Source organism: Lutibacter sp., assembly GCF_033723435.1.
Classification (GTDB): Bacteria; Bacteroidota; Bacteroidia; order Flavobacteriales; family Flavobacteriaceae; genus Lutibacter.
In genome coordinates this window covers 176,435-203,428 of record NZ_JAWVXC010000001.1, presented here as the reverse complement: position 1 = coordinate 203,428, position 26,994 = coordinate 176,435, and the positions used below count along the sequence as shown (strand labels likewise).

General features: G+C 27.2%; 27 protein-coding genes. 18 read left to right on the top strand and 9 right to left on the bottom strand.

Annotated elements, in window-relative coordinates; translation table 11 throughout:
• Positions 1 to 53: 53 nt before the first annotated feature.
• From lysA to R3342_RS00890, 5 genes are all read right to left on the bottom strand, one after another.
• The gene (gene lysA / locus R3342_RS00910) at positions 54 to 1,259 is read right to left on the bottom strand and encodes a diaminopimelate decarboxylase (protein ID WP_318937727.1); all 1,206 of its coding nucleotides are present in this window, start codon (positions 1,257 to 1,259) and stop codon (positions 54 to 56) included.
• A 162-nt stretch (positions 1,260 to 1,421) separates the two neighbouring features.
• Complete coding sequence (gene pepT / locus R3342_RS00905; RefSeq protein WP_318937725.1) at positions 1,422 to 2,657, bottom strand: peptidase T; 1,236 nt, start codon at positions 2,655 to 2,657, stop codon at positions 1,422 to 1,424.
• Between the two features lie 62 nt (positions 2,658 to 2,719).
• Complete coding sequence (locus R3342_RS00900; RefSeq protein ID WP_318937724.1) at positions 2,720 to 3,274, bottom strand: hypothetical protein; 555 nt, start codon at positions 3,272 to 3,274, stop codon at positions 2,720 to 2,722.
• Positions 3,275 to 3,281: 7 nt separating this feature from the next.
• Positions 3,282 to 4,322: an oxidoreductase gene (locus R3342_RS00895; RefSeq protein ID WP_318937723.1), complete on the bottom strand. Its 1,041-nt coding sequence runs from the start codon at positions 4,320 to 4,322 to the stop codon at positions 3,282 to 3,284.
• A 94-nt stretch (positions 4,323 to 4,416) separates the two neighbouring features.
• On the bottom strand, positions 4,417 to 5,904 hold the full coding sequence (locus R3342_RS00890) for a S41 family peptidase (protein WP_318937722.1): 1,488 nt from the start codon (positions 5,902 to 5,904) through the stop codon (positions 4,417 to 4,419).
• A 150-nt stretch (positions 5,905 to 6,054) separates the two neighbouring features.
• Here R3342_RS00890 and R3342_RS00885 point away from each other — a divergent pair, with 150 nt between their 5' ends.
• From R3342_RS00885 to R3342_RS00865, 5 genes are all read left to right on the top strand, one after another.
• Complete coding sequence (locus R3342_RS00885; protein ID WP_318937721.1) at positions 6,055 to 6,564, top strand: RNA polymerase sigma factor; 510 nt, start codon at positions 6,055 to 6,057, stop codon at positions 6,562 to 6,564.
• The gene (locus R3342_RS00880; protein ID WP_318937720.1) at positions 6,551 to 6,973 is read left to right on the top strand and encodes a hypothetical protein; all 423 of its coding nucleotides are present in this window, start codon (positions 6,551 to 6,553) and stop codon (positions 6,971 to 6,973) included. Before R3342_RS00885 ends, R3342_RS00880 begins: the two co-directional genes overlap by 14 nt.
• Before the next feature lie 7 nt (positions 6,974 to 6,980).
• Entirely contained in the window at positions 6,981 to 7,499 is a 519-nt protein-coding gene (locus tag R3342_RS00875; RefSeq protein ID WP_318937719.1) for a DUF4252 domain-containing protein, read from the top strand.
• 1 nt (position 7,500) lies between these two features.
• A complete protein-coding gene (locus R3342_RS00870; protein ID WP_318937717.1) occupies positions 7,501 to 8,049 on the top strand; it encodes a DUF4252 domain-containing protein in 549 nt (182 codons plus the stop codon).
• Between the two features lie 125 nt (positions 8,050 to 8,174).
• Positions 8,175 to 10,613, top strand: coding sequence for a M1 family metallopeptidase (locus R3342_RS00865; protein ID WP_318937715.1), 2,439 nt, complete (start codon positions 8,175 to 8,177; stop codon positions 10,611 to 10,613).
• A gap of 53 nt (positions 10,614 to 10,666) precedes the next feature.
• Here R3342_RS00865 and R3342_RS00860 read toward each other — a convergent pair whose 3' ends face one another.
• A complete protein-coding gene (locus R3342_RS00860) occupies positions 10,667 to 11,068 on the bottom strand; it encodes a helix-turn-helix transcriptional regulator (RefSeq protein ID WP_318937713.1) in 402 nt (133 codons plus the stop codon).
• A gap of 290 nt (positions 11,069 to 11,358) precedes the next feature.
• Between R3342_RS00860 and R3342_RS00855 the strand changes: the two genes are divergently transcribed.
• The 10 genes from R3342_RS00855 to R3342_RS00810 all read left to right on the top strand — a co-directional run bounded on the left by R3342_RS00855 (position 11,359) and on the right by R3342_RS00810 (position 21,210).
• Positions 11,359 to 12,462 carry a M14 family zinc carboxypeptidase gene (locus R3342_RS00855; RefSeq protein WP_318937712.1) on the top strand — a complete coding sequence of 368 codons (1,104 nt, stop codon included), beginning with the start codon at positions 11,359 to 11,361 and terminating at the stop codon, positions 12,460 to 12,462.
• Positions 12,463 to 12,534: 72 nt separating this feature from the next.
• Positions 12,535 to 13,014 carry an Lrp/AsnC family transcriptional regulator gene (locus R3342_RS00850; protein ID WP_318937710.1) on the top strand — a complete coding sequence of 160 codons (480 nt, stop codon included), beginning with the start codon at positions 12,535 to 12,537 and terminating at the stop codon, positions 13,012 to 13,014.
• A 121-nt stretch (positions 13,015 to 13,135) separates the two neighbouring features.
• On the top strand, positions 13,136 to 15,109 hold the full coding sequence (locus R3342_RS00845; RefSeq protein WP_318937709.1) for a dehydrogenase E1 component subunit alpha/beta: 1,974 nt from the start codon (positions 13,136 to 13,138) through the stop codon (positions 15,107 to 15,109).
• Between the two features lie 87 nt (positions 15,110 to 15,196).
• On the top strand, positions 15,197 to 15,958 hold the full coding sequence (locus tag R3342_RS00840; RefSeq protein WP_318937708.1) for an MBL fold metallo-hydrolase: 762 nt from the start codon (positions 15,197 to 15,199) through the stop codon (positions 15,956 to 15,958).
• A gap of 153 nt (positions 15,959 to 16,111) precedes the next feature.
• Positions 16,112 to 17,155 carry a cyclic nucleotide-binding domain-containing protein gene (locus R3342_RS00835; RefSeq protein ID WP_318937707.1) on the top strand — a complete coding sequence of 348 codons (1,044 nt, stop codon included), beginning with the start codon at positions 16,112 to 16,114 and terminating at the stop codon, positions 17,153 to 17,155.
• Between the two features lie 121 nt (positions 17,156 to 17,276).
• Positions 17,277 to 17,723: an Hsp20/alpha crystallin family protein gene (locus R3342_RS00830; protein WP_318937706.1), complete on the top strand. Its 447-nt coding sequence runs from the start codon at positions 17,277 to 17,279 to the stop codon at positions 17,721 to 17,723.
• Positions 17,724 to 17,793: 70 nt separating this feature from the next.
• Positions 17,794 to 18,237, top strand: coding sequence for a hypothetical protein (locus R3342_RS00825; RefSeq protein WP_318937705.1), 444 nt, complete (start codon positions 17,794 to 17,796; stop codon positions 18,235 to 18,237).
• A gap of 637 nt (positions 18,238 to 18,874) precedes the next feature.
• Positions 18,875 to 19,147 (top strand): hypothetical protein, encoded by a 273-nt coding sequence (locus tag R3342_RS00820; protein WP_318937703.1) that lies wholly within the window; start codon positions 18,875 to 18,877, stop codon positions 19,145 to 19,147.
• Between the two features lie 186 nt (positions 19,148 to 19,333).
• Complete coding sequence (locus tag R3342_RS00815; RefSeq protein ID WP_318937701.1) at positions 19,334 to 20,773, top strand: amidohydrolase family protein; 1,440 nt, start codon at positions 19,334 to 19,336, stop codon at positions 20,771 to 20,773.
• A gap of 23 nt (positions 20,774 to 20,796) precedes the next feature.
• Positions 20,797 to 21,210, top strand: a complete 414-nt coding sequence (locus tag R3342_RS00810) for an ester cyclase (protein WP_318937698.1) — start codon at positions 20,797 to 20,799, stop codon at positions 21,208 to 21,210.
• A gap of 70 nt (positions 21,211 to 21,280) precedes the next feature.
• Here R3342_RS00810 and R3342_RS00805 read toward each other — a convergent pair whose 3' ends face one another.
• Both R3342_RS00805 and R3342_RS00800 read right to left on the bottom strand, forming a co-directional pair.
• Positions 21,281 to 22,201 carry a DUF6624 domain-containing protein gene (locus R3342_RS00805; protein WP_318937696.1) on the bottom strand — a complete coding sequence of 307 codons (921 nt, stop codon included), beginning with the start codon at positions 22,199 to 22,201 and terminating at the stop codon, positions 21,281 to 21,283.
• A gap of 4 nt (positions 22,202 to 22,205) precedes the next feature.
• Complete coding sequence (locus R3342_RS00800) at positions 22,206 to 22,580, bottom strand: hypothetical protein (protein WP_318937694.1); 375 nt, start codon at positions 22,578 to 22,580, stop codon at positions 22,206 to 22,208.
• Positions 22,581 to 22,792: 212 nt separating this feature from the next.
• Between R3342_RS00800 and R3342_RS00795 the strand changes: the two genes are divergently transcribed.
• Genes R3342_RS00795 through rsgA form a run of 3 tightly spaced genes read left to right on the top strand, consistent with a single transcriptional unit; the run spans position 22,793 to position 25,649 of the window.
• Positions 22,793 to 23,851, top strand: a complete 1,059-nt coding sequence (locus tag R3342_RS00795) for a sensor histidine kinase (RefSeq protein ID WP_318937692.1) — start codon at positions 22,793 to 22,795, stop codon at positions 23,849 to 23,851.
• The gene (locus R3342_RS00790) at positions 23,844 to 24,530 is read left to right on the top strand and encodes a response regulator transcription factor (protein WP_318937690.1); all 687 of its coding nucleotides are present in this window, start codon (positions 23,844 to 23,846) and stop codon (positions 24,528 to 24,530) included. The genes R3342_RS00795 and R3342_RS00790 overlap by 8 nt, the downstream gene beginning before the upstream one ends.
• Before the next feature lie 54 nt (positions 24,531 to 24,584).
• Entirely contained in the window at positions 24,585 to 25,649 is a 1,065-nt protein-coding gene (rsgA, locus tag R3342_RS00785) for a ribosome small subunit-dependent GTPase A (protein WP_318937688.1), read from the top strand.
• On the opposite strand, the gene R3342_RS00780 is transcribed toward rsgA, so the two are convergent.
• Positions 25,646 to 26,644 carry an acyl-CoA desaturase gene (locus tag R3342_RS00780; protein WP_318937687.1) on the bottom strand — a complete coding sequence of 333 codons (999 nt, stop codon included), beginning with the start codon at positions 26,642 to 26,644 and terminating at the stop codon, positions 25,646 to 25,648. The two genes, rsgA and R3342_RS00780, sit on opposite strands and share 4 nt — an antisense overlap.
• Positions 26,645 to 26,994 lie beyond the last annotated feature (350 nt).

Genomic DNA, 26,994 nt, shown 5'->3' with positions numbered 1-26,994 from the left:
GCTAGTTGTTTAAAATATATTAAACGAATGAAAATATTCAACATTTAAAGTTATTATAAATCTACAACAACTTGATTTCTAATTAAATCGTCGAAATTTTCTTCTTTTCTTATTAAATAATCTTTACCTTTAAATACCATAACTTCTGCAGGACGATATCGAGAATTATAATTAGATGCCATAGTAAAGCAATAAGCACCAGCATTATTAAAGCAAAGGGTATCACCTTCTCGTATTTCACTAATTCTTCTGTTAGAACCAAACGTATCCGTTTCACAAATATAACCAACTACCGAATAAAAACGAACTCTTCCATTTGGATTAGAAATATTATGAATTTGATGATACGAGTTGTAAAACATTGGACGAATTAAATGGTTGAAACCAGAATCAACTCCAGCAAAAACAGTTGAAGTGGTTTGTTTTACTACATTAACATTTGCTAAAAAATAACCAGCATCGCTAACTAAGAATTTTCCTGGCTCAAACATTAACGTTAAATCTTTACCATATTCAACGCAAAATTCATTAAAACGAGTAGAAAGCTTTTCTCCAAGTTCCTCAATATTAGTAGAAATATCTCCTTCTTTATAAGGAACTTTAAATCCACTTCCGAAATCAATAAAATCTAAATTATTAAATTCTTTTGCGGTATTAAATAAAATTTCTGTAGCAGCTAAAAACACATCTATATCTAAAATATCTGAACCTGTGTGCATATGAATTCCATTTATATGCATACCTGTATTTTCAACAATTCTTTTAATAAGCGGTACCTGATGTATTGAAATTCCAAATTTAGAATCGATATGTCCAACTGAAATGTTTCGATTACCACCAGCCATTATATGTGGATTTATTCTTAAACAAACTGGAATTTTTGGATAATGGTGACCAAACTGTTCTAGAATAGATAAATTATCGATATTAATTTGAACTCCAAGTTCTGCAACTTTTTCAATTTCCTGTAACGATACCCCATTAGGTGTATAAATAATGTCTTCAGGTGAAATTCCAGCAGCTAACCCAAGCTGAACTTCCTGAATAGAAACGGTATCAATACCTGCATTTAATGTTTTAAAATATTTTAAAATGCTAATATTTGAATTTGCTTTAACCGCATAATTAATTTTTAAATTTTCAACTTGTGAAAAAGCAGTACAAATTCTATTAAATTGAGTCTCAATTTGGTCTACATTATAAACATATAAAGGACTTCCATATTTTTCAACTAGCGTTGTTAGCATTTCATTATTCATAATTGTGTATATTTTGAAGTTTTCAAAAATAGAAAAGAATTTATCATTGATGAATATTTATATTAATAATAACAATATTTAACATGTTGTTAAATATTTAAATAAAAACATAAAAAAACTCCCTTCAAATGAAGAGAGTTTAAATATTACACTAATAAAAAGTTATTTTTTTGCTCTTTCTGCTGTTAGTTCTGCAATTTTAACTACTACATCGGTAGCTTTTTGAATTGCTTCTGCTGCCACAAATTCATAACGTCCGTGGAAGTTATGTCCACCTGCAAATATGTTTGGACAAGGTAATCCTTTATAAGATAATTGAGAACCATCTGTACCACCTCTAATTGCTTTAATTAAAGGTTTAATGTTTAGTTGTTTCATTGCTTCTTCAGCTATATCCACCACATGCATTACTGGCTCAATTTTTTCACGCATATTAAAATATTGATCTTTAATTTCAACGTCTACAAGGTTTTGACCTAATTCCTTATTTATTTTATCTGCAACTTTTTGGAAAGTTTCTTTTCTGTTTTCAAATAATTTAAAATCGTGATCACGAATTATATATTGTAACACAGTTTTTTCAACTTCACCATTCATGGTATGTAAATGATAAAATCCTTCATAACCTTCTGTTTTTTCAGGAACTTCATCTTTAGGTAAACTATTTATAAAATCACTTGCAATTAACATAGAGTTAATCATTTTTCCTTTTGCATAACCTGGATGAACTATTTTACCTGTTACCGTTACTTTTGCTCCGGCAGCATTAAAGTTTTCATACTCTAGTTCTCCAACAGTACTTCCATCCATAGTGTAAGCCCAATCAGCACCAAATTTTTCAACATCAAACATATGAGCTCCTTTTCCTACTTCTTCATCAGGGGTAAAGCCTATTCTAATTTTTCCGTGTTTAATTTCAGGATGATTAATTAAATATTCCATAGCTGAAACAATTTCCGTAACTCCTGCTTTATCATCAGCTCCTAAAAGCGTAGTTCCATCGGTTGTAATTAAAGTTTGACCTTTATATAAAAGCAAATCTTCAAAATAACTAGGAGATAAAACTATATTTTCTTCTTTATTTAAAACGATATCTTCTCCATTATAGTTAGGATAAAATTGAGGTTTAACGTTTTCAGCAGTAAAATCTGGACTAGTATCAATATGAGCGATAAAACCTATAGTTGGTACTTCATAATCTACATTGGATGGCAAAGTTGCCATAATATAGCAATTGTCATCTAAGGTAACATCCTCTAAACCAATTTCTTTTAACTCATCTACTAAAATATGTGCTAAATTCCATTGTTTTTCGGTACTTGGAAATGCTGGATTTTCTGGATCTGACTGTGTATCAACAGTCACATACTTAACAAAGCGATCTATAATTTGTTGCATATTTTTAATTTTTTGTCAAAAATAAGCATATAAGCAAGTTTATACAATGTTATTATCATAAATTATTGCAAAAATTGGATAGTTTTTAATATAGAAATGGATTTACAAATTCTATCATTAATTAATTGATCTCCATAAATTTCAGAAGTTGCATTTATATACGATTTGTCAGAGTTTTTAATAGTTATATTTAATTGATGGTACGTATAACCATTTTTGGTACCATTTACTAAATACCAATATGCAGGTTTATTTAGGAAAGACTCCTTTCCAAAAGCATATTTATTTAACTTTTTTAGAAATAATAACGAATCTAATTTTTTATTATAATCGTTATTTAATTCAATATTTCCTTTATGAAAAGAAACTCCTACTATAAATGATTTTGTCAACTCTTTTAAAGTGTCAGCAGCATAAATTTCAGAACTATTAATGTCGTAGTAATAATTTGTTTTCCAAGATTTTGGAATTTTTATATTAAAGTTATTATTGAAATCTTTTGTTTTATTGTACTCATAACTTTTAGAAGAAGAACAATTAAGGCTAAATTCTAATTTTGATGGTTTTTCACAACTAATTATCCCTATAATTAATATTAATAAAAAGGCATATTTCATATAATTACTAGTATTTAAGTTCCATTTTTGCAAGTACATTATTACCTGATAACCAAGCTGTATTATGGTTTACAAATCGGATAGAATAAAAACCTTTATCGCTAAGTTTTTTCCATTTTTTTCCAGAATTTGCTGAATAAAAAATACCGTTGGTAGATACTGCTACTATTTTTTCCCCTTTTGAGTTTGGAACATATTGCACACAACTTACATAATTTGGAAAAGTATTTTTTGCAATTGCACTCCATGTTTTTCCTCCATTAGTTGTAATTGCTTTATTTACAGATTCACCAAATTTATTGGTATAATCTCCTCCTGCAATAATTCCATGGTTTTCATCAAAAAAATCGACAGAATAAATCCCGGTAGTATTTTTTCCACTAACAATAGGAGTGTTGCTAGATTTCCAAGTTTTACCTTTATCTAAAGAATAAAACACATGAGATTTTAATCCGCCTGTTACAATCCATGCTTTATTATTTAAAACTTTTAAGTTAGTGTTACTTGCTGCAAAAGCAGCTTCTCCTTCAGCCATTTTAGGTAGATTTGAGCAAGGTACTTTGTTCCATGAATTTCCTCCGTCATTAGTTTTTATAAGGGAGATGCAGTTTTCTGTTGGATCTCCAATTGCAATACCGTTATTCTCATCAAAAAATTTCATTGAATCATAAAAAACCTTTTTGTTTGTCTCTTTATAAACTAAGCTTAATGAATCATTTTTAAATTTGTAAAGCAGTGCGGGATTGCTAACGCTTAAAATAAAAACTGCATTTTTTGTAGATGCTATAGATCTGAATTCTGGTTTAACAGAATCCTTTGTGATTTTTTTAAAAGTAGAAATTTCACCTTTATTATTTATTATTCCAAATATTCCATTAGAACCAGTAAATGCTAAAGTGGAGTCACTTAGAACATTTATTGCTCTAATACTGCAACTATCTATTTTAAAGTTTGTAATTTGAACTTTAGGTATTTTAATTTGTGTTTTGTTATTACATCCAAATAAAACAATAAGGATAAACAATAAAAAAGGAGATATTCTTTTCATTTAAGATTGGGTTTGCGACAACTCAAATATAGCTATTTATTTAAATAAAAAAAGGCAGGAAAACCTGCCATTTAATTTAATATAGATAAAATGATTAGTTTAAAAAATCATTTGTAATATACATTTCTTTATCAAATTTATTTTCTAAAGGAAGAACTTTTAAAGGAGAAATATTTTTATCTTTTATAGAAGAGCTTTTAGCAGAAATTCCTCTAATATCATCTAATGCAGCTTTTAAAACTACTTCATTTTCATCACCAAATGGAAGAATATTATTCCAGTATTCATATTCAACCACTTCTATATCAGGAGTAAATCCTTGGGTATAATCACTTTGCTCTAATTTATTAAAAATTTGAAATACAATTGGTTGCATTGCATTTTTATGATTTGGATTTGCTGAAGACTGACTTGTATAATCTGAACTTGGCGAATCGTATAAAGTAATGGAACCAACATTTTTACCGTAAGTTGTTGTTCCAATAACTTTAACTGACATATAAGGTTTTAATCCGTTAATAATCATTTCACTTGCAGATGCAGTACTATGAGATGTTAATACATACAATCGACTAAGCGTAGTTAATTTATTAATGGATTCTTCACCTGTTTTTGCACCTGTGACATCATAATCATTTTGAGTATCTTGAAAAGTGTAAGTGCTATTTTCATTAGTATGCTTACTATTAAATTTTAACTCGGCAAACTTATCAGATGTTGTAGTAGATCCATCAATCATACTTGCTAAATATGTAGAAGTTTCAACTGAACCACCACCATTTAAACGTAAATCTAAAATCAATTCGTTAATTCCTGCAGCTTTTAAATCTGCAAATGCAGCATTTAACTCATCGTTATAAGAAGATCTAAATCCATTATAAACTAAATAACCAACTTTTTGGCCATTAATATTGTCAAAAACTTTAGTTAAATAAACTGGATTATCGGAAACTTCAGTAGCTGTAATAGTTTTATCACCAGCAGAAGTTAATGCTCCATTATTTTCAGTTACAAATGATAAAGTAACAGTATCATTAGATAATTTACTTACTGTATTATTATAATTAGTTTCATTCAAAACAACACCGTCAATAGCATTAATTATATCTCCACGTTTTATACCTGCATCAAATGCTGGCGAATTATTACTTACATAACGAACATATAATATTATATCGCCATTTGCATTAATCTTAACGCCTTGCAGTCTAAACCCGAAAGATAAGGATATGCCTTGAAATTGTTTTTGTTGTTCTACATAATCTTGTATAAACCAAGAGAATCTATCTGTATTACCCGCATCAAAAAGCAAGCTATTAAATAAATCTTCAGGGGTTGAATATTTATTTAAATAGGTAGCGTAGCTTTCCGGATTATCATCTTTTGTGTCGGCTAAATTAGAAACGTTAGATTGCCAATTATACCACGAATTCATGCCTTTCCAAACGAAATTATTAATAGGATTATCTATACTAACTGTGTTAGTAGGGTTTACTATTGGATCGTCATTATTTTTTTTACTGCATCCTGCAAGAATATTAACGAATAGAAATAGAGCTAAGATATAGCTTATTTTTTTCATGATTTTTTGATTATTATTTAAGGTTATTTTTTATAATGTCGAAATTTATAAAAAAAAACACACATTATTTATGTTTCATGTTACAAAAACGTAACTTGTTCGTCATAATTGTGAAAACGAACTAAAAATTTGTAGAAACCAGACTTAAAAATGAAACAATCGGAGTTTTTGAATACGGTAATGCCATTTAAAGATAAAGTTTTTCGTTTGGCAAAACGATTACTAGTTTCTACAGAAGAAGCTGAGGATGCAACGCAAGAGTTATTTTTTAAGTTATGGAAAAACAAAGAAAACTTAAAAGCGTATAATAGTATAGAAGCATTTGCAATGACTATGACAAAAAATTATTGTTTTGACAGACTAAAATCTAAACAAGCAAGTAATTTAACATTAGTTCATAGCAACTATAGAGAAAAGGATGCCTCACTACAAAAAAAAGTAGAATTAAATGATAGTATTAGTTTAGTTGAAAAGTTAATAGAAAAATTACCTGAACAACAAAAATTAATCATTCAATTAAGGGATATAGAACAATATGAGTTTGAAGAAATTGCAGAAATGTTACAAATTAAACAAACGGCAATTAGAGTCAGCTTATCAAGAGCAAGAAAAACAATTAGAGAACAATTAACAAAACAACATCAATATGGAATTAGCTAACATAGAAAAGTTGTTGGAAAAATACCTAAATGCAGAAACTACCATTGCAGAAGAGAATGAGTTAAAAGCTTATTTTTTAAGTGATAATGTAGCTCCACATTTACAAGAATACCAAGGAGTATTCAATTATTTTTCAGCTAGTAAAAATGAGCGATATACTAAAACCATCCAATTAAAAAGTCAACCGTGGAATTGGAAATGGTTAACAGTAGCAGCCTCATTAATTTTACTAATAAGTGTTTATACTGGTTATGAAAAAAATCAGGAAAGAAAAGCAGAAAAAATATATGCAGAAACGCATATGGCTTTATCAATGCTTTCAACAAATTTACAAAAAGGAACTGTTGCAATAGGTGAATTGCAAGAGTTTGAAACAACAAAAAACAAAATTTTTAAACAATTTAAATAATCAAAAAATGAAAAAAATAATTTTAATAGCAGTTATGCTTATAGGTTCCTATACTTCTTTTGCTCAAACATCCGTTTTTGACAAATTTGAAGATATGGATGATGTAACAACCGTTGTTGTAAATAAAGAGGCTTTTAACATGTTAAGCTCTTTTAAAGGAAATGATCCTGAATCACAAGAATACGTTAAAATGGTTCAAAATTTGAAGTCGCTAAAAGTATTTACTACAGAAAGTGCCAAAATTGCAACCCAAATGAAAAACGTAGTAAGTAGCTATTTAAAAACAGCTAAACTTACTGAATTAATGAGAGTAAAAGATAAAGACGCTCATGTAAAAATTTATGTACGAAAAGGTAAAGATGAAAATCATGTAAGTGAACTATTAATGTTTGTTAGTGATTTACAAAATAAAGCAGATCAACAAGCAGTTATTTTATCACTTACTGGAGATATTGATTTAAATAAAATATCTGAATTAACAAGTACATATATACCAAAAAAAGGTAAACAACATAAAGAACAATAAAATGAAATTAAGTTTTACAATAAAAGGCCTTTTATTAGCAACCGTTTTAATTTTGATTTCGTGTGATTCAACACCATCATTACAGAAATACATAGTTGATAGTAAAGAAAATAATGAATTCATGTCTATTGATATTCCAGCAAGTATTATACAATTAAAAAATGTTGATGTTTCTGAAGAAGTGAAAAATACATTAGGTACAATTAAAAAAATGAATTTTTTAGCATTACAATTAAATAATGACAATCATAAATTGTATGATTCAGAAAAGCTAAAAGTTAAAAAAATTCTTAAAAATCCTAAATACAAACAATTAGTTAGGTTTAAAAGAAATAAAAGTAATGTAAGTGTAAGCTATTTAGGAAAAGAGGATGCTATTAATGAAGTAGTTCTGTTTGGTTCAGATAATGAAAAAGGATTTGCGATTGTTAGAATTTTAGGAGAGAAAATGAATCCTTCAGATATTATAAAACTTTCACAAGACATAAAAATTGATGGAAACTCTAATCAAATTAAACAATTAGAAAGTCTTTTTAAAAGTTTAAACTAAACAAAATTTCTACATCAAAATAAAAAAAGCCATACTACCTACAGTATGGCTTTTTAACTACTTATTAACAAGTAAACTATTTTAAAATAGTATTTTTGAAATCTTAATTAAACAGTAGTAACCTAATGAAAAAAATAATATTTGCTATATTTTTAATTTCTTCAACATTTATAGTAGCCCAAAACACAGATTATAGAGCTGAAAGAACTAAAATTAATGATTTAGTTCACACCAAATTAAAAGTGAATTTTAATTTCCAGAAAAGCCAAATGAATGGTGAAGCCTGGGTAACCTTATCTCCGCATTTTTACCCAACAAACAAAGTAGTTTTAGATGCTAAAGCTTTTACGATAAAACAGGTTAAAGTAAACGATAAACCTGCAGAATATAATTACTCTGATAATGAGATTACTATTGAGCTAGGTAAAACATATACTAAAGATGAATCTTTCATTGTATATGTTAATTACATAGCAAATCCTGAAAAAGTAAAACAAGGAGGAAGTGAAGCTATAACCGATGCAAAAGGGTTGTATTTTATTGATCCAAAGGGAGAGGACCCAGATAAACCAACTGAAATATGGACTCAAGGTGAAACAGAATCTAATAGTTGTTGGTTTCCAACCATAGACTCTCCAAATCAGAAAAGTACTGAAGAAATTTACATGACTGTTCCCGATAAGTACGTAACGCTTTCCAACGGTAAATTAGTAAGTCAAACTAAAAATAGTGACGGTACAAGAACAGATTATTGGAAAATGGATAAAAAACATGCTCCGTATTTATTTTTTATGGGAGTTGGAGACTTTAGTATTGTAAAAGATTCTTGGAATGGCATTCCAGTTGATTATTATGTAGAAAAGGAATATGCACCTGTAGCTAAAGAAATTTTTGGAGAAACACCTGAAATGATTACTTTTTTTTCAAACATAACAGGAGTTCCATATCAATGGAATAAATACGATCAAATTGTGGTTAGAGATTATGTAAGTGGAGCAATGGAAAATACTACAGCTGTTGTACATGGAGAAGGAGCTCAACAGAAAAAAGGACAGCTTGTAGATGAAAATCTTTGGGAAAATACTATTTCACATGAGTTATTTCATCACTGGTTTGGAGATTTGGTAACTACAGAAAGCTGGTCAAATTTAACTGTAAATGAATCGTTTGCTACCTATGCAGAATATTTATGGCTTAAACATAAATATGGTAATGATAAAGCAAATGCATTAATGTATGAAAATCAACAAAACTATTTAAACAGCAATAATGACAGTAAAGATTTAGTTCGTTTTTACTACAAAAACAGAGAGGATATGTTTGACGTGGTAAGTTATCAAAAAGGAGGAGCTATTTTATATATGTTAAACGATTATTTAGGCGATGATGCTTTTTTTGCTGGACTTAAAGAATATTTAACCGAACATAAATTCGGAACAGCTGAAGCAGAAGATTTGCGTTTAGCATTAGAAAAAGTAAGTGGTAGAGATTTAAACTGGTTTTTTAACGAATGGTATTATGGAAATGGTCACATAAAAATGAATGTAACTTATGATTATAACACTATTAATAAAACGGTAACAGTAAATATAAAGCAGCAAGAAAAAACTTTTGTATTTCCTTTAAGTATTGATATTTATGAAGATAATCATAAAGTTAGACATAATGTGTGGGTAAGCCATGCAGATGAATCATTTACGTTTAACTTTAATAAATTACCAAAACTAATTAATATAGATGCTAAACATGTTTTGTTAGCTGAAATAAAAGAAAACAAAACGTTAGATAATTATATTTATCAATTTTATCATGCTCCTCATTATCTAGATAGAAAATTAGCTTTACAAGAAATTGCTAAAAATCAAACAACTAGTAAAGAAGCGTATTATGCGCTTATTAAAGCTTTAGACGATCCTTACTACGAATTAAGAATTTTTGCTTTAGAACATATCGATTTATTTCAAAAATATAATAAAAAAGATGCTATTGCTAAAATTGTACAATTAGCTAAATCAGATAAAAAGACTTTGGTTAAAGCTGCAGCAATTGATGTTTTAGGCAAATTAGTAGATACTATTTACAAACCAATATTTGAAAAAGCTTTAAATAGCGAGTCTTTTGCAATGACAAAAAGTGCTTTAGTAGCTTTATATCAAATAGATAAACCCGCTGCATTAAATAAACTAGCAACATTGAATAAGGACACTAAGGAAAATTTAGCATCTGCAATTACCACTATTTACATCAATGAAAGGGATACAACAAATTTACCTTTTATAGCAAGCCATGTGCTTTCAGGGATGTTTAATTCTACAGATAAACAAACTCAAAATTTATATGGACAAGGGTACAAAATGATTATTGAGAGTGGTAACGTTAAAGCCATTTCTAATTTAACGGATAGATTTGTAACACTTGGCAAACGATACAAAAAATTTAAGTTTGATAAAATGGCTGTTAATATGATGAATCAAATTGTAAACGTTCAAATGCAGTCTAAAAACACTAATAAAGATAAGATAATTTTAATAGTTAGAAAAGGAATTGCTCAATTATTGAAATAGAAAATTATAAAATAAAAAGATTAAAGGCTTTATTAATTTAATAAAGCCTTTTTTTATGGAGTATAGTTTTTAAAGGTACCATTTTTATAGAAAACTACAATCCGTTCAATAGCTAAATCATTTGAATTAGATGAAGATTGTAATTTATTAGTTTCTGATAAGTCTTCTACAGCTATTTCTTTTTTTACATTAGAAGATAGAGTAGAAGTGATTTCCGCATTTTCTTCAACTTTAGGAAATGTTCCCTTTCCATTTAACAACCAGTATAATTCTACTTCAGGAAAAGCTTTTAATATTTTTAACACAAATTCTAAGCTAGGTTTATTCCTGCCAGATAATATATGAGAAATACTTGAACGTTGTACTTCAATTTTATCAGCCAATTGTGCTGCTGAAATTTCATAGTAATTCAGCATTAATTTAAGTCGTGAAGCAAATTCTTCTACGTTTACCATTGTAACCTTTCTTATTGTATACAAATGTAATTAAAGCTAATATCTAATCAAAATTAAATAGAATATATTTTAATAAACAAGTTAAATATAGCAAACTATTAATATAAGTAATCACATATAATATGTTAATTTATAGCGCATTATATTTTTATAATCAATTTTATTGATTGTTTCACTTTTAACCCTAAAATAACGAAATGAATTCGATTACAATTGTATATGGAATTGTAAAAATACTGAATTACAAATGTAAACTTTGTAATATTTACATTTGTAATTTATATTGAGAAATGAATACATTAAACATCCATAAATTATTTACTGATTATTTAAATTTTTTCGAGAACACTTTAAAAGGAAGAAGAATATTATTTAATGATATAGAGTCATTAATAAAAAATCTTTCCGCTAAATTCAAAAAGGAAATTTTAGGATTTTCTGAAAATAAAATTCCGATTTATAAGATTACAATTGGCAATGGTAAAACTAAAATATTAGTTTGGTCACAAATGCATGGTAATGAAAGTACTGGAACTAAAGCTGTTTTCGATTTTTTTAATTTTATAGAATATCCAACAAAAGAGGCTTCAGTATATATAAAGACTATCCTTGAAAATTGCACAATTGAATTTATACCAATGCTAAATCCAGATGGAGCAATTCTATTTACAAGAGAAAATGCATCAAAAATCGATTTAAATAGGGATGCAGTTAATCAAAAAGCTATTGAAAGTAGAATATTACGAAAAGAATTAGAGTCTTTTAATCCATCGTTTTGTTTTAATTTACACGACCAACGTTCTATTTTTAACGTAGAAGGGACTTCAAATCCGGCCACAATATCTTTTTTAGCTCCTTCCGAAGATAAAGAAAGAACTTTAACTAAAGGACGAAAAGAAACCATGAGCGTTATTGTAGCTATGAATTCTGTCTTACAAAAAATAATCCCTAATCAAATTGGTAGATATACAGATGAATTTTATCCAACTGCTACTGGAGATAATTTTCAAAAGTTAGGATATAATACTATTTTAATTGAATGTGGGCATTTTAAAGATGATTATGATAGAGATATAACTAGAAAGTTCAATTTTATTGCGCTATTACAAGGGTTTTATTTTTTAGCTACTGCAAATAATTTTAATAATTATCAAGCTTATTTTGACATCCCAAATAACAACAGTTTATTTTTAGATAAAATCTATAAGAATGTTAAGATGCCAAATAATATGGTACAAGATATAGGAATTCAGTATGTATTTAAGTATAACCACCATAAATTAGAAAGAATCGAGCATATTGAAAAAATTGGGGACTTAACAAATTATCATACTTATACTACAATAAAATCACAAAATTTAGATTTTAACCAATTGAAATTATCAAATTCGTAAATAATTTGTGCATTAATGGATTTTTTTTGATAAATTTGCACTTAAATATTTTATTTTTAATAAAAACGTAGTATGAAAAAATTTGTATTAGATGAGATAGATCATCAAATATTAGATATTTTAATAGAAAATGCAAGAACACCATTTACGGATATTGCTAAAAAATTAGTTGTTTCAGCTGGTACCATTCATGTTCGTGTAAAAAAAATGGAAGATGAAGGCATTATTAAAGGTTCAACTTTAACTCTTGATTACGAAAAAATGGGTTATTCTTTTATTTCACATGTTGGAATATATTTAGGAAAAACTTCAAAAACAAAACAAGTAATTAAAGATTTAAAGAAAATACCAAATATTACTATTGCTTATGTTACTGCAGGGAAATATAACATTTTCTGTAAAATAAGAGCAAAAAACACTACCCACGCTAAAGAAATTATTTTTGAAATAGATGATATCGATGGCGTTTCAAGAACAGAAACTATGATTTCTCTTGAAGAAAGCATTAATGACAAAACTCGTTTAATGCATTCTATTTTTAGAGAATTATAATAAAAATGATAAGAAAAAAACCTTAACAATCTTCGTTAAGGTTTTTTTTTATACCTATAATTCTACTACTTTTGATTTCTTGAATTGTAAAATTCAAACTACCAACTAAAATTAAAAATTAATGGATTTTAATCGTCAAGATTATACTGATGAGGAATTGTTAGAATTATATAAACTAATTTTAAAACCTCGTTTGATTGAAGAAAAAATGCTTATTCTTTTGCGTCAGGGCAAAATTTCCAAATGGTTTTCCGGTATTGGACAAGAAGCTATACCTGCTGGAATAACCAAAGCCTTATTTCCAGACGAATTTATCTTACCAATGCACCGTAATTTAGGTGTTTTTACTACTAGAAATATTCCTTTGCATAGACTATTCTCGCAATGGCAAGGAAAAAAAGGTGGTTTTACTAAAGGTAGAGATCGTTCTTTTCATTTTGGAACTAAAGCATATAATATTGTTGGAATGATTTCTCATTTAGGGCCGCAACTTGGCGTGGCAAATGGTATTGCATTATCGTATAAGCTAAAAAATGAAGCCAAAGTTACAGTTGTATTTTGTGGTGATGGAGGAACAAGTGAAGGCGATTTTCACGAAGCTTTAAATGTAGCATCTGTATGGAATTTACCTGTTCTATTTTGTGTGGAAAGTAATGAGTATGGTTTGTCAACTCCTTCTAGCCAGCAATTTAAATGTAAAAATATTGCAGACAAAGGTATTGGTTATGGTATGGAAAGTCATATTATTGACGGAAATAATATTTTAGAAGTTCATAAAAAGGTAAGTGAACTAGCTAAAAGTGTTCGGGAAAACCCAAGGCCAATATTACTAGATTTTAAAACATTTAGAATGAGAGGGCATGAAGAAGCTAGTGGAAATAAATACGTACCTCATGAATTATTGGAAAAATGGGCGACAAAAGATCCTATTGAAAATTTTCAGGAATTTTTAAAAAATGAGAATATTCTTAAAGAAGAATCAGAAGTAGTTATTAAAAAAGAAATAGTTGAAGAAATAAACAAAAATTTAAAAATAGCTTTTGATGAAGAAGAAACTTTTTCAACTATTGAAGATGAGTTAAAGGACGTTTATGCACCTTTTCACATAAATGAACAGAAACCAAGTGAAACAAAGAAAAATATGCGTCTTGTGGATGCTATTTCTCTAGGTTTAAAACAAAGCATGGAAAAACATAATAATTTAGTTATTATGGGACAAGATATAGCTGAATACGGAGGTGTTTTTAAAATTACACAAGGTTTTTTAGAGCAGTTTGGAGAAGAACGAGTAAGAAACACTCCAATTTGTGAATCTAGTATTATAGAATCTGCTTATGGATTAGCCATAAATGGATATAAATCTGTAGTAGAACTACAGTTTTCAGATTTTGTAACCTCTGGATTTAATCCAATAATAAACTTATTGGCAAAATCATTTTATCGCTGGGCTCAAAATGCAGATATTGTGTTAAGAATGCCTTGTGGAGCAGGAGTAGGAGCTGGACCTTTTCATAGTCAAACTAACGAAGCTTGGTTTACTAAAACTCCTGGCTTAAAAGTAGTTTATCCTGCTTTTCCTTATGATGCTAAGGGTTTATTAGCAACCGCAATTGAAGATCCAAATCCTGTTATGTTTTTTGAACATAAAGCATTATATAGATCTGTATATCAAGATGTACCAACAAATTATTATACAATTCCTTTTGGAAAAGCTACAATTTTAAATGAAGGAAATAACGTTAGTATTATAACTTTTGGCGCTGGTGTTCATTGGGCTTTAAGTGAAATTAAAAACAATAATATTGATGCGGATATTATAGATTTAAGAACTTTGCAGCCATTAGATTTAGAAACCATCTTTACTTCTGTAAAAAAGACAGGAAAAGCATTAATTTTACAGGAAGACACGTTATTTGGAGGAATTGCTTCAGATATTTCTGCTTTAATTACTGAAAATTGTTTTAAATATTTAGATGCTCCTGTAAAAAGAGTGGCAAGTATTGAAACTCCAATTCCTTTTGCTAAAAACTTAGAAGAACAATTTTTACCTAAAAATAAACTACATAAAGCATTAGAAGATTTATTAAATTATTAATGACAATTATTTAATTATCAGATATTTATAATTTTCTGTTAATTATTTAAAATATGTATCTTTGAAAAGCTACTAAATTTTTAAAATATGAAACGCATTCTCATTTTCTTGCTTTGTACTGTAATTTATACATCTGCTGGAGCACAAATAGCTAATCCTGATACATATAATACTAAAAAAGGGGATTTAATTATACAACCTTTAATTCATGCTAGTATGATTTTAACTTGGGATTCAAAACATATTTATATTGATCCAAGTCGTATTGAGGAACTAAATTTTAATTTTCCTAAAGCAGATCTCGTTTTTATAACGGATATTCATGGAGATCATTTAAATATAAAAACCTTAAAAAAAATTATAAATCCCAACACAATTTTAGTAATGCCTTTAGCAGTACAACAAAAATTAAAGGACGCAAACTTAAAAAATACGGTAATCACTATGCGGAATAATGAAAATAAAAAAATATTGGGTATCCGTGTAAATACAATACCTATGTACAATCTTCCTGAAAGTAATAAGTCTTATCATGTAAAAGGAAGAGGAAATGGTTATGTGCTAGATTTTAAAGGTAAACGTGTCTATATTTCTGGAGATACAGCTGATATTAAAGAAGTGCGTAATTTAAAAAATATAGATATTGCTTTTATTTGTATGAATTTACCTTATACAATGACTGTAGAAAATGCAGCAAGCGCAGTTCTTGATTTTAAACCCAAAATTGTATATCCGTTTCATTATAGAGGTAAAGGAGGTTTTAGCGATGTAAATAAATTTAAATCAATAGTTAATCAAAATAATACCTCTATTCAGGTGAAATTAAAAAACTGGTATCCTAAAAACTAACCTTTAAAAAAAATCTTAAAGTAATTATTTAATCCTTTTTATAGCTATCTGATAATTATCATTATAATCTCTTTTTAACTTTTGTAATTTTAGTAACTACATCAATTATTAGGTAATTGTTGTAAATTTTAAAAGTTTAAAAGGGTTTGGTTTATGTTACTTAAAATAGCATTAATAGACGGAAATGAAGAGCAATTAAATCGTTTAAAAGAATTACTTTCTCTTGCTAATTATGAAGTTGTAACCGCAAACGATCAAAAGTCTGGTTTAGCAATTGTTAAATCAAGTTCTCCAAATTTAATACTTTCTAATTTAGATTTACCAGAAATGGATAATGGGTTGTCGTTTTTTAACAAATGTAACAATCACACAAAACTTAGAACTATTCCTTTTGTTTTTATAGCTAAAAATGCTACCAAAGCTTTAATTCGAAATCTAATGGATTTAGGAGTAGATGATGTTATTAGCGCTCCGTTTAAAAAATATGATGTTCTAAAAATATTAAAATCTAGATTGAAAAGGGCAGAAGCATATGGAAATAAAAATTCCTTATTATATCAAAAACCAGTTAATTTATTAACTATCAATAATTTAAAAGATGTTTTATCTCAAAAAAAACTATACAATTTTAAGGCTAATGAAACTATATATTGTACGGGAAATAAAAGCAATCACATTTTTTTAATTAAGAGCGGAATAGTTAAAACTTTTAAAACGGATGATTTAGGAAAAGAATTTATTACTAGTTTTTTTACCTCGGAACAATATTTTGGATATACTTCATTTATAAAAAATCAACCTCATTTTGAAAACGCAAAAGCTATTACATCTACTTATTTATACAAAATTAGCAGAGAAGAAATAATGACTGCAATTCATAATAACAATTTGATTCTATTTAATTTTATAGATGTTTTAGTAGATGATTTAATTAAGCAAAAAAAGCAGTTAATTCTTCAAGCGTATGGATCTGTAAGGAAGAAAACGGCAGAAACATTGTTAAATTTTCAAAATAGTTTTCCTTTATCAGAAGAAGCTACAATTACTATAAACAGAACCGATTTAGCAGATTCTATAGGAATTGCAAAAGAAACGCTAACAAGAACGCTCCATGATTTTAAAGATGAAAAATTAATAAGTTTAACACCTAAAAGCATCACAATTTTAAATAAAAATAAACTTAAAACAATAACATAATCAGTAGTTTTATTGACCATAATCAATTAATTAATTGATTGCAATCATTGTGTTTTTTTTGTTAGAAATGTATCTTTAGAAGTGAAAATAAAATAATGTTCAACTTTTAAAAATTTAAAATATGTCACTGGTGAAATTTAATAGACGTTTTCCAATGTTCGATCAAATATTTCCAGATATGTTACATACTGAACCTTTTTTTACCGATACTTTAATTTCAAATGATAATTGGATGCCATCTATAAATGTAGTTGAAAATAAAAATAATTTTGAAATAGAGGTAGCTGCACCAGGTTTTAATAAAAAAGATTTTAATGTTTCTATAGATGAAAATATATTAACAATTTCTGCGGAAAATAAAAAAGATTTAAAAGAAGAAGATGAGAGTAAATTCACACGACAAGAATTTTATTATAACTCATTTGAAAGATCATTTACTTTGCCACAAAGTGTTGATCTAGATAAGGAAATTAGTGCTAAATACAAGAATGGTGTATTAAGAATTCATTTAGAAAAACTTGAAGTTTTAAAAAATGAAGATCACAGAAAGATAATTGAAATAGCCTAATTTTCTAACAAAAATCCGAGAAGTATAATTGTATACTTTTCGGATTTTTAACTTGTAAAATCCTAATAAAATGTTACATACAATTCCAAAACAAAAAGCGCCAATTATTTATAACAGTTTTGAATATTTACATAAAAAAACTCAAAAATGGTTGTTAGAAATTTATTTTATTAAGACAGAATTAAACTTTTTAAAAGAATTAATATCTGAGCATGTGATTGAAATTTGCAAATCAGATAATTTTAAAGATGCAAAAATGTATTTAACAGGTATTGAACATGAAATTTCTTTAAATGATAAATTAACTGAATCAATTAAGGATCATGCTATTAATTTATCACTTTTAGCAGAAGGAGTATACCTATCTAAACAACAAGAAATTAGAAAAAATCATACCATATTAAAAATTGAAGTAGATAATTATATAGAAAATTTAAAATATATGAAACAACAAACTTTTGAACTTATTTTAAGAGTTATGAATAAAAATAAAAGTAAAAAGTTATTAAAATAATTTTTAAACGTTTAATTATTGATATTGCCGTTTTCAGATAAAAGTTCTTAATTTTTATGAAATAAATATTTAGTTGATAGTGGTTAAATTAAATTTAAAACGTAATCATTAGTTGGTATCAACTAAAAATTTTAAGGTTAAATTAGAATGACACAATTTTTTGGGGTAAATTAAGTGGTTAGTTTTAATTAAAGATTTCATAATAATTATTTTAAATTAAAAAAGAATTTTATTTGAAAACGGTTTTGTTATTTTAATAAATAGGGGTTTCGTTTAATTTAACAAATAAACTATTTAACATAATATAAATTATAGTACAATATTTGTATATTTCATAATAATACAAAAAATAAAAGTTATGAAAATTGTAGTCAATTCGACTTTGAAGGTAAATGAGAATGGTAAAATATGGATAAGAGATAATTAAATTCAGAAAAGTGGAAATCTTGATGGGATCCTTGGAGTATTAAGACTTCAAGATGAGAATTGAATGTTGAAAATGCTGAATCGATTAAAATACAATTCCTAAATTATGCTTAAATTATGTAACTAAACAATGATAACTCTTACTAATTAGATACTAACACGTTGTAATTTATTGCACGAAGAATAAATTATCAATTAAAAAAATAAAGTTATGAGTTTCGGAGGTTCAGTTTCAGCAATGATTACTACGCTGAAAAATAATTCACGTAAAAAAAATAAAACCCATTTTAATAGAAAAGGAATGCCTGTTAAATCTTCTAATATAAGATTAGATGAATTACTAAAAGTTAAAGCTACACAACAACAATTATCTGAAATTAGAAAAAAAGTAAAAGAAGAAAACAGAAAGTCAATCATACAATCAATTATCTTAATAATTCTAATATTTGTTGCGTTCTATTTTGTAAATAAATTTCTATTTTAAATTAATAAATTACACCCTGTTCTTCTACTCTCCTACCGCTATTTTGTGGAAGGAGTATCCATTTAGGATTTACAAATTTTGTTCGAATTAATAAACTTGAACTTTTAATTCTAAATTTATATCTATTTTTAACATCTTATAAATCAAAATGGAAAACTTTGATAAAACATTTTTAAATAATTGATCATGAGTATTTTAAAAATCGCAAAACGCATTGTATTAGTTACTGTAGCTATAATTTTTATTTTAATAATTATTTTTTGGTCACTTGTTATAATTAACAATAAAAACACAGCTTATTTAAATATAAATGAGCATAAAGCCTATCAAAACACATCCTATATTATAAAAAATGTTAATATAGTACCAATGACTAAGGATACTATTTTACTAAACAAAAATGTATTTATTAAAGATGGAATTATAGAATTAATAGGAGGTAATTTGCCAAAAGCAGATTTTCCAATTATTGATGGTACTAATAAGTTCTTATCTCCTGGTTTAATAGATATGCATGTACATGTTTGGGATAAATACGATTTAGGATTGTTTTTAGCTAATGGGGTTACAACTATCAGAAATATGTGGGGAATGCCACTACATCTACATTTAAAAAAGGAGATTAACGAACATAAAATTATAGCTCCTACATTTTTTACTGCTACCCCAAAATTAACAGGACCAAATGATGCTGGATTGGATAAAAAGCAAATAGAATCGCCTGAGCAGGCAAAAATGCTAATTAAAAAATACAAAAAGCAAGGATATGATTTAATTAAAACTTATGCGGGATTACCTGAAAATATTTTTAATGCAATTTGTGAACAGGCTGCTGCATCAAATTTAAGAATTGGCGCTCATCCAAGCAATTTAGTAGATTATAACTATCATTTTAAGCCCATTTTTGAAACGGTTGAACACACAGAAGAAATTGCTCAAACTGCCTTAAACTTTAACATTACATCGCATAGAATTGATTCTATAGTACGTTTTTATTTAAAAAATAATACCTCTCATACCCCAACCTTAAGTGTTTTTCATAACATAATTGATATTTTAAATAAAGAAGATGACATATTAAAAAGCAGAAATGCTACATATATGAATCAAGCTTTTATAAACTTCGGTTCTAAAAATGATTTAAATAGGTGGAAAAATGATAAAAAAAATGATAAAAATACTTTGAGTAGAATTTCTAATCAACATTTAGAACATCTCAAAATTTTAAAAAGAATGCATGATATGAGTGTAAATATAGTTTGTGGCACTGATGCTGGAATTATGTTTAATGCTCCTGGTTTTTCAATACATGAAGAACTCCAATATTACAAAGATGCCGGTTTAAGTAATTATGAAGTTTTAAAAACAGCAACTATTAATGTGAGTAAAGTAGACAAAAAATACCAAAACTTAGGTTCAATAGAAATTGGAAAAGTAGCTAATCTATTGCTATTGAATGATAATCCGCTTATTAATTTAGAAACTTTAAAAAAACCTAAAATTGTGTTTGTACAAGGAAGAAAATTAGAAACGAGCGATTTAGAAATTTTTAAAGCAAAAGCAAAACAAAGAAATAATACTATTATTTCTACAATACGCTTACTTAGTGGTATGTTATTTAATTAAAACTATCATTTAAAAAAACAAAGATGAATAAAGAAGCTTTCCTAAGAGAGTTTATGGAAGAAATTTGGAATAAAAAAAGGTTTGATAAAGTTGAAAGATACGTTCATAAAGAATATTCTATTCATCTTGATACAGCTGACCCTTGGGAAGGAAAAACCTTATCACATTCTGAGTTTAAAGAGCGTTTGAAATTTTCATTTGATTCATTTCCAGATATGAATTTTGAAATAACCTCTGCTATATCGGAAGAAAATCATGTAGCAATAACTTGGATTTTAACAGGCACAAATCTTGGAATGATTGGAGACTATCCTCCTACTAATAAGTCCATTAAAACAAAAGGATTTACCATTTATTATTTTAAAAACAATTTAATTAGTGGACATACACAAGTATTTGATAGAGTAACCGTAATGAAACAGTTAGGGTTTATTTAAAATAACATTACAGCATAAAAAAATAGCTTGGAACATCTCCAAGCTATTTTTTATTAATCTCAAACCTAATCTACTTTTTTTGTTTAACTGTCCAATTGTAGTTTATTTTTCTTTTCAAATAGTCTTTTAAAGGTTCTAATCCTATTTCTTTTCTACGTTTATCTACATATTCAGGATCTTTAATAGGAAATGGTTCAAGAGTACGCTTTTTAGTGTAGCGAAATTGCATACCATATAGTTGAAGTTTATTTTCATTTACAAGAATTCTATCTTGAATTTTTGCAAATTCCATACAACTTCCTTCTCCTTCTAAGCACGACTGCTTTATTTGAGGTAAGTATTTTACTCTAACAGCATCACTTTCGTTATGATTAATTACTAATAATGGCGCATCTGCTGCTAATTTCCCAACGGTTGAATATTTTGGCCAACCAAATTTTTCTATCAGACTCTGCATCTTTTTATAATTATCTTTTCCAATTTGTTGTTTAAATGCTCCTAAAGGATAATACCATTGCGGAATAAAACCATTTTTCATATAGGACTTCCTTGCCTGTTTTACATAATAATCAAGTACTTGATCTTTCATTATTATCCGTAGCAATTCCTTAGCATAATTAGGCTCTTTAAGCATTCCATTCTTTTTTTGAAACTTTTCAAGTTGATTATTTTCGATTTCATTCCATCGAGAATCATTGGTTAAAGAAAATAAATCCGAATCTGCTAAAGCCCATAACCTACTATCCTCTTTTAAAGCTACATTTAAATAATGGTAAGCACTATCTATTTGATATGCCAATGCATAGGCACAAGCAAGATTATATGTATTATCCTTGTTATTTGAGTTCTTAAAATATTCTTGTTTATAAACAGCAATTGCTTGTTCTAATTTTCCTTCTTTTCTTAAAGAATCCGCTTTTGATGTTAATGATTGTGAAAAACAAACATTAGCAAAAAAGGATAAAATCAATACGCTCAATAATTTTCTCATACCATTAAGATTTTATACTTTTTTTATTAATAGCTTTTAGTGTTTTACAAATGATGTGAAGAGCAACACCCAGCACTGGCGTAATTAATGCGTAAGAAACGCCTGTAAATATTAAATTTGGAGCAACGCCTCCTGCTTTTCCCACAAAATAAAAACTATGCATAAATCCTAGTAATAAGGATAATACAGCTAATATTAATATCCAATTTGCTGCAATATTAATTCTTGAATTATGATAAGCTACTAAATCCTTATCTGTATTATTTTTAACAGTTAATTTTTTAAAAAAATGGTAAATAGAAACCATAAAAAAAATGGCAAAAGAAATAACAAACTTTAAATCGCCATGTGTAATAAATTCCGTAAAAGGCATTCTCATAATAATATATTTTTAAATTATATCTCAAAACTATTGATTAACAATATTGAATTTTTTGTTTTGCGATAATTAAAGCATTTACTATGTGATTTAACCGTTTTAATTTGTGTTTTTAATTTTCCATCTGGTTTTTGTTAAATCCCTTGCATAATAGGTAGTTCATCTCATATTATATTGAAGCTTTGTATATTTTTACGATATTAGCATTTATAATGAGTTGGACAATACTAAAACATCGTATTTTTTTTATTCATATCCTTTTCTGGATTATGCTTTGGGTGTTTTACGTCCTCTTTTTTAGTTACCATTCAAGCGCTACAGAGTTTATTCTTATTTTTTCTGGTTTGCTTGTTTTAATTACTACTATTCCAACTTATTTAACCATCAATTTTATAATTCCTAAATTTTTAAATAAGAAAAAATATAAATTATTTGGAATTTATACATTCTCTACCTTCCTTCTTACTACAATTTTAATTTTGCTTTTACTTATTATAAGTATTGGATACAGAGAAAACACGAAATTTAATGACTTACCTTCTATGGGTAGAAATTATATTTATATAACTATTTTGGTTTACCTTATTGTACTGTCATTAAGTTTTTTTAGTATTTGGAGAATAAATACTCAAACAACTATAAAAAACAGCCTACTTAAAAATCAATTATTAGTATCTAAATACGACTTAAAAAAACAGGAATTAACTTATTTAAAAAATCAAATACATCCACATTTTTTGTTTAATTCGTTAAATACCATTTATGGTTTAGCTTTAAAAAAATCAAAAGAAACTCCTGAAGTTATACTAAAACTATCTGATTTGTTGGATTATATCTTGTATCAAAAAAACAAACCTGTTATTTTATTAGTTGATGAAATTAAACATATTGAACAATATGTTGATTTAGAAAAAATTAGATTTAATGACACTTTAAAAGTTGATTTAAAAGAAGAAATAAAAAATCAAAACATATTAATTGCCCCTTTAATTTTATTGCCTTTTGTTGAAAACGTTTTTAAACACGGAAGTATTATTGATGGCTATTTAAACGTAATTATTAATATTTCTGTTATAGAAAATGTTTTGCGTTTTACTATTAAAAATACATTTAAAGAAAAAAACACTTCATCAGGTATAGGTTTAAAAAATGTTAAAGAGCGTTTAGAAATTTTATATCCTAATAATTATGATTTACAAATTAAATCATCTTCAAATTGGTTTGAAGTTCAATTAGAAATAAACCACTTAAAACCGAAGAAATATGTCTAACATAAAATGTATAATTGTTGATGATGAACCAACAGCTAGAGATATTATCAAAATTCATATTGAACAAATTCATGATATAGAAATTGTTGCGATCTGTAAAAATGCGATTGAAGCCATCAATGCTTTAAACAACCATACAGTTGATTTAATTTTTTTAGATATTAATATGCCCGATATGTCTGGAATTTCATTGGCAAAAGCAATTTCAAATACCACAAAAATTATTTTTACAACAGCTTACAGAGAATACGCTATTGATGGCTTTGATTTACAAGCAGTAGATTATTTATTAAAACCTATTTCATTAAGTCGTTTGGCAAAAGCAATCCAAAAATTCAGAACTGAAAACAAACATAGTAATTGGCAAAAAGATTATATTATTGTCCGTTCTGAAAGAAAAATGGTAAAAATAAATTTTGATGAGATAGTGCTTATTGAGAGTTTAAGTGACTATTTAAAAATACATACTACAAAAAAAATAATTGTAACCAGAGAAACAATTTCTAATATAGAATCAAAACTTCCTAATAAAACATTTGTAAGAGTACACAGATCATTTATAGTTGCCATCCCTTTTATTAATTCCTATACTTCTGAATATGTAGAAATGAAAGGAAAAACTATCAGCATTAGTAGAACTTATAGAGATTCATTTTTTAAATTAATGGAAACTGAATAAATCAATAATAGTTTTAATTATTATATTAGCTATCGTTAATCTTTACTAACACATATGACAATTGAAGATTTAGGATATACTACTGAATTAGAAAAATATAGAAAGGAAAACAACTTAGATTCTTTTGAAATAGGTCGTGTAATATCTGAACATAAAACTAGATACGTAGTAAAAACTAAAAATGCAGAATATGATTCTGAACTCATTGGAAATTTAAGGTTTAATTCTGAATCAAAATATGATTTACCTGTAGTTGGAGATTGGGTTGCTATTTCTATCTATGATGATAAAGCTTTAATTCACTCAGTTTACCCAAGACACTCTACCCTTGAAAGAAAGGCTGCAGGAAAACTAATTCAACCCCAGATAATTGCAACAAATATTGACTATGCATTAATTATTCAATCTGTTAATAGAGATTTTAATATAAACCGAATAGAACGCTATTTAACAATATGTAATTCTTCTAAAATTAAACCAATTATAGTGTTAAATAAAATTGATTTAATTAAAAAATTAGAATTGGAAGATATTTTAAAAAAGCTGTATAAAAGAATAAAAAATATTCCAATTATTGCAATAAGTAACCAATCTAAAATTGGATTAGATATAGTAAAATCTAAATTAACAAAAGGTAAAACATATTGTTTATTAGGATCATCAGGCGTTGGAAAATCTACTCTTATAAATAACCTAGTTGGCAAAGAATTAATGGTAACAGGTGAAATTAGTGAAAGTATTGATAGAGGAAAGCACATTACTTCTCATAGAGAATTAATAGTTACTGATAATGGAATATTAATTGATAATCCTGGAATGAGAGAAGTTGGAATTACAAATTCTGTAACCGGATTAGAAAATACGTTTGATGAAATTTTAAAATTATCACAAAATTGTAAATTCAAGGATTGTACTCATATAACAGAAATTGGTTGTGCTGTTATAGAAGCCGTTGATAATGGGAAAATTGACATAAACTCTTATGAAAACTTCCTAAAAATTAAGAAAGAAAAAGAACATTTTGAATCTACAGCTGCTGAAAAACGTAAAAAGGACAAAGATTTTGGCAAAAAAATAAAACAATTTAAGAAGACAAGAAAATCAAATAAGTACTATTAAGCAGATGCTATACCTGTATTTATTTCAGGTGGCTTTTGATTCCCTAATTCTTTTAACCTACGAAAGTGAGAAGCAAGTGCACTAAAAACATTAGGTTTTAAATTATAGGTAAATCCATATTCTTCAGCTGTAGTTTTTATAATACCAGCAATGGCAGGATAATGAACATGGCATATGTTTTGAAAAATATGATGCTCAATCTGAAAATCTAGCCCACCAATATACCAACTGAACAAACCATTTCTTCTTCCAAAATCTGATGTGGTATGAAGTTGATGAACTAACCAATCGTTTTTAACCTGTTGATCTTTACCAGTAACAAGTTGGTCTGTACCCTCCACTACATGTGCCATTTGAAATATTGTACTCATAATCATCCCAGCGGTTACATGTAAAGCTATAAAACCAATTAATATTTGCCAAAAAGCAAAATCTGTAAAATATAAGGGTAATCCAATAATAATGGTAAAGTATATTATCTTAATAACAATCAGCTTTACAAGCTGCCAAGTTGGATTAACATTTTGCTCTTTGGTGATTCCTTTTCTGTTATACTCTAGTAATACTCCAATTTCACCAAACAGTCTTGCAAATGTCATGAGGCCATATAGTGGAAAAGCATAAAAATGCTGATAACGATGGTACTTTTTAAGAGGTCCATATTGACACAAGCGAATAATCTTTAAATTAGAAATATCAGGATCATATTTAAAAATATTAGTAAACGTATGATGCATTATGTTATGCTGTATTTTCCAATTAAATATATTGCTGCCTAAAAGAAACATGGTAGACGAAGCAAGACCATTTACCCATTTTTTTGAAGAATAAGCATGGTGAACTCCGTCGTGCATAATTGACATCCCCACACCTGCTTCCCCTATTCCCATAATAATGGCTAAAACTAATGCCATCCAAGGAGATACAGGCATAGTGAGTAGTATTATAAAAGGAACTATATATATACATAAAATAATTACCGACTTCAGGTACATATTAAAGTTACCATAAATAGATTTATTATTATCCTTGAAATAGGCACGCACCCTTTTTCTCACCTCATAGGCAAACTCTCGCTCCTTACTGTTCTGCCTCACAAACTTAACGCTTTCCATAATGTTAATTTAAATTAAACTATACACATGTAATTTATTAAAAAAAACTATATTAAGCAATGATTTAGTATAATTTCATTAAGAAAATAGTGCTTTTTTAGTAGTTAGCGTCATTTTTTTACACTATACTATTTAACTCTTATTTCAAAATTAGTTAATTTATTATTTGGTTTTGAAGTTGTTTAAAAATTAGTAGGAGTACTTTAAAACAATTACATTCTAACTCTATG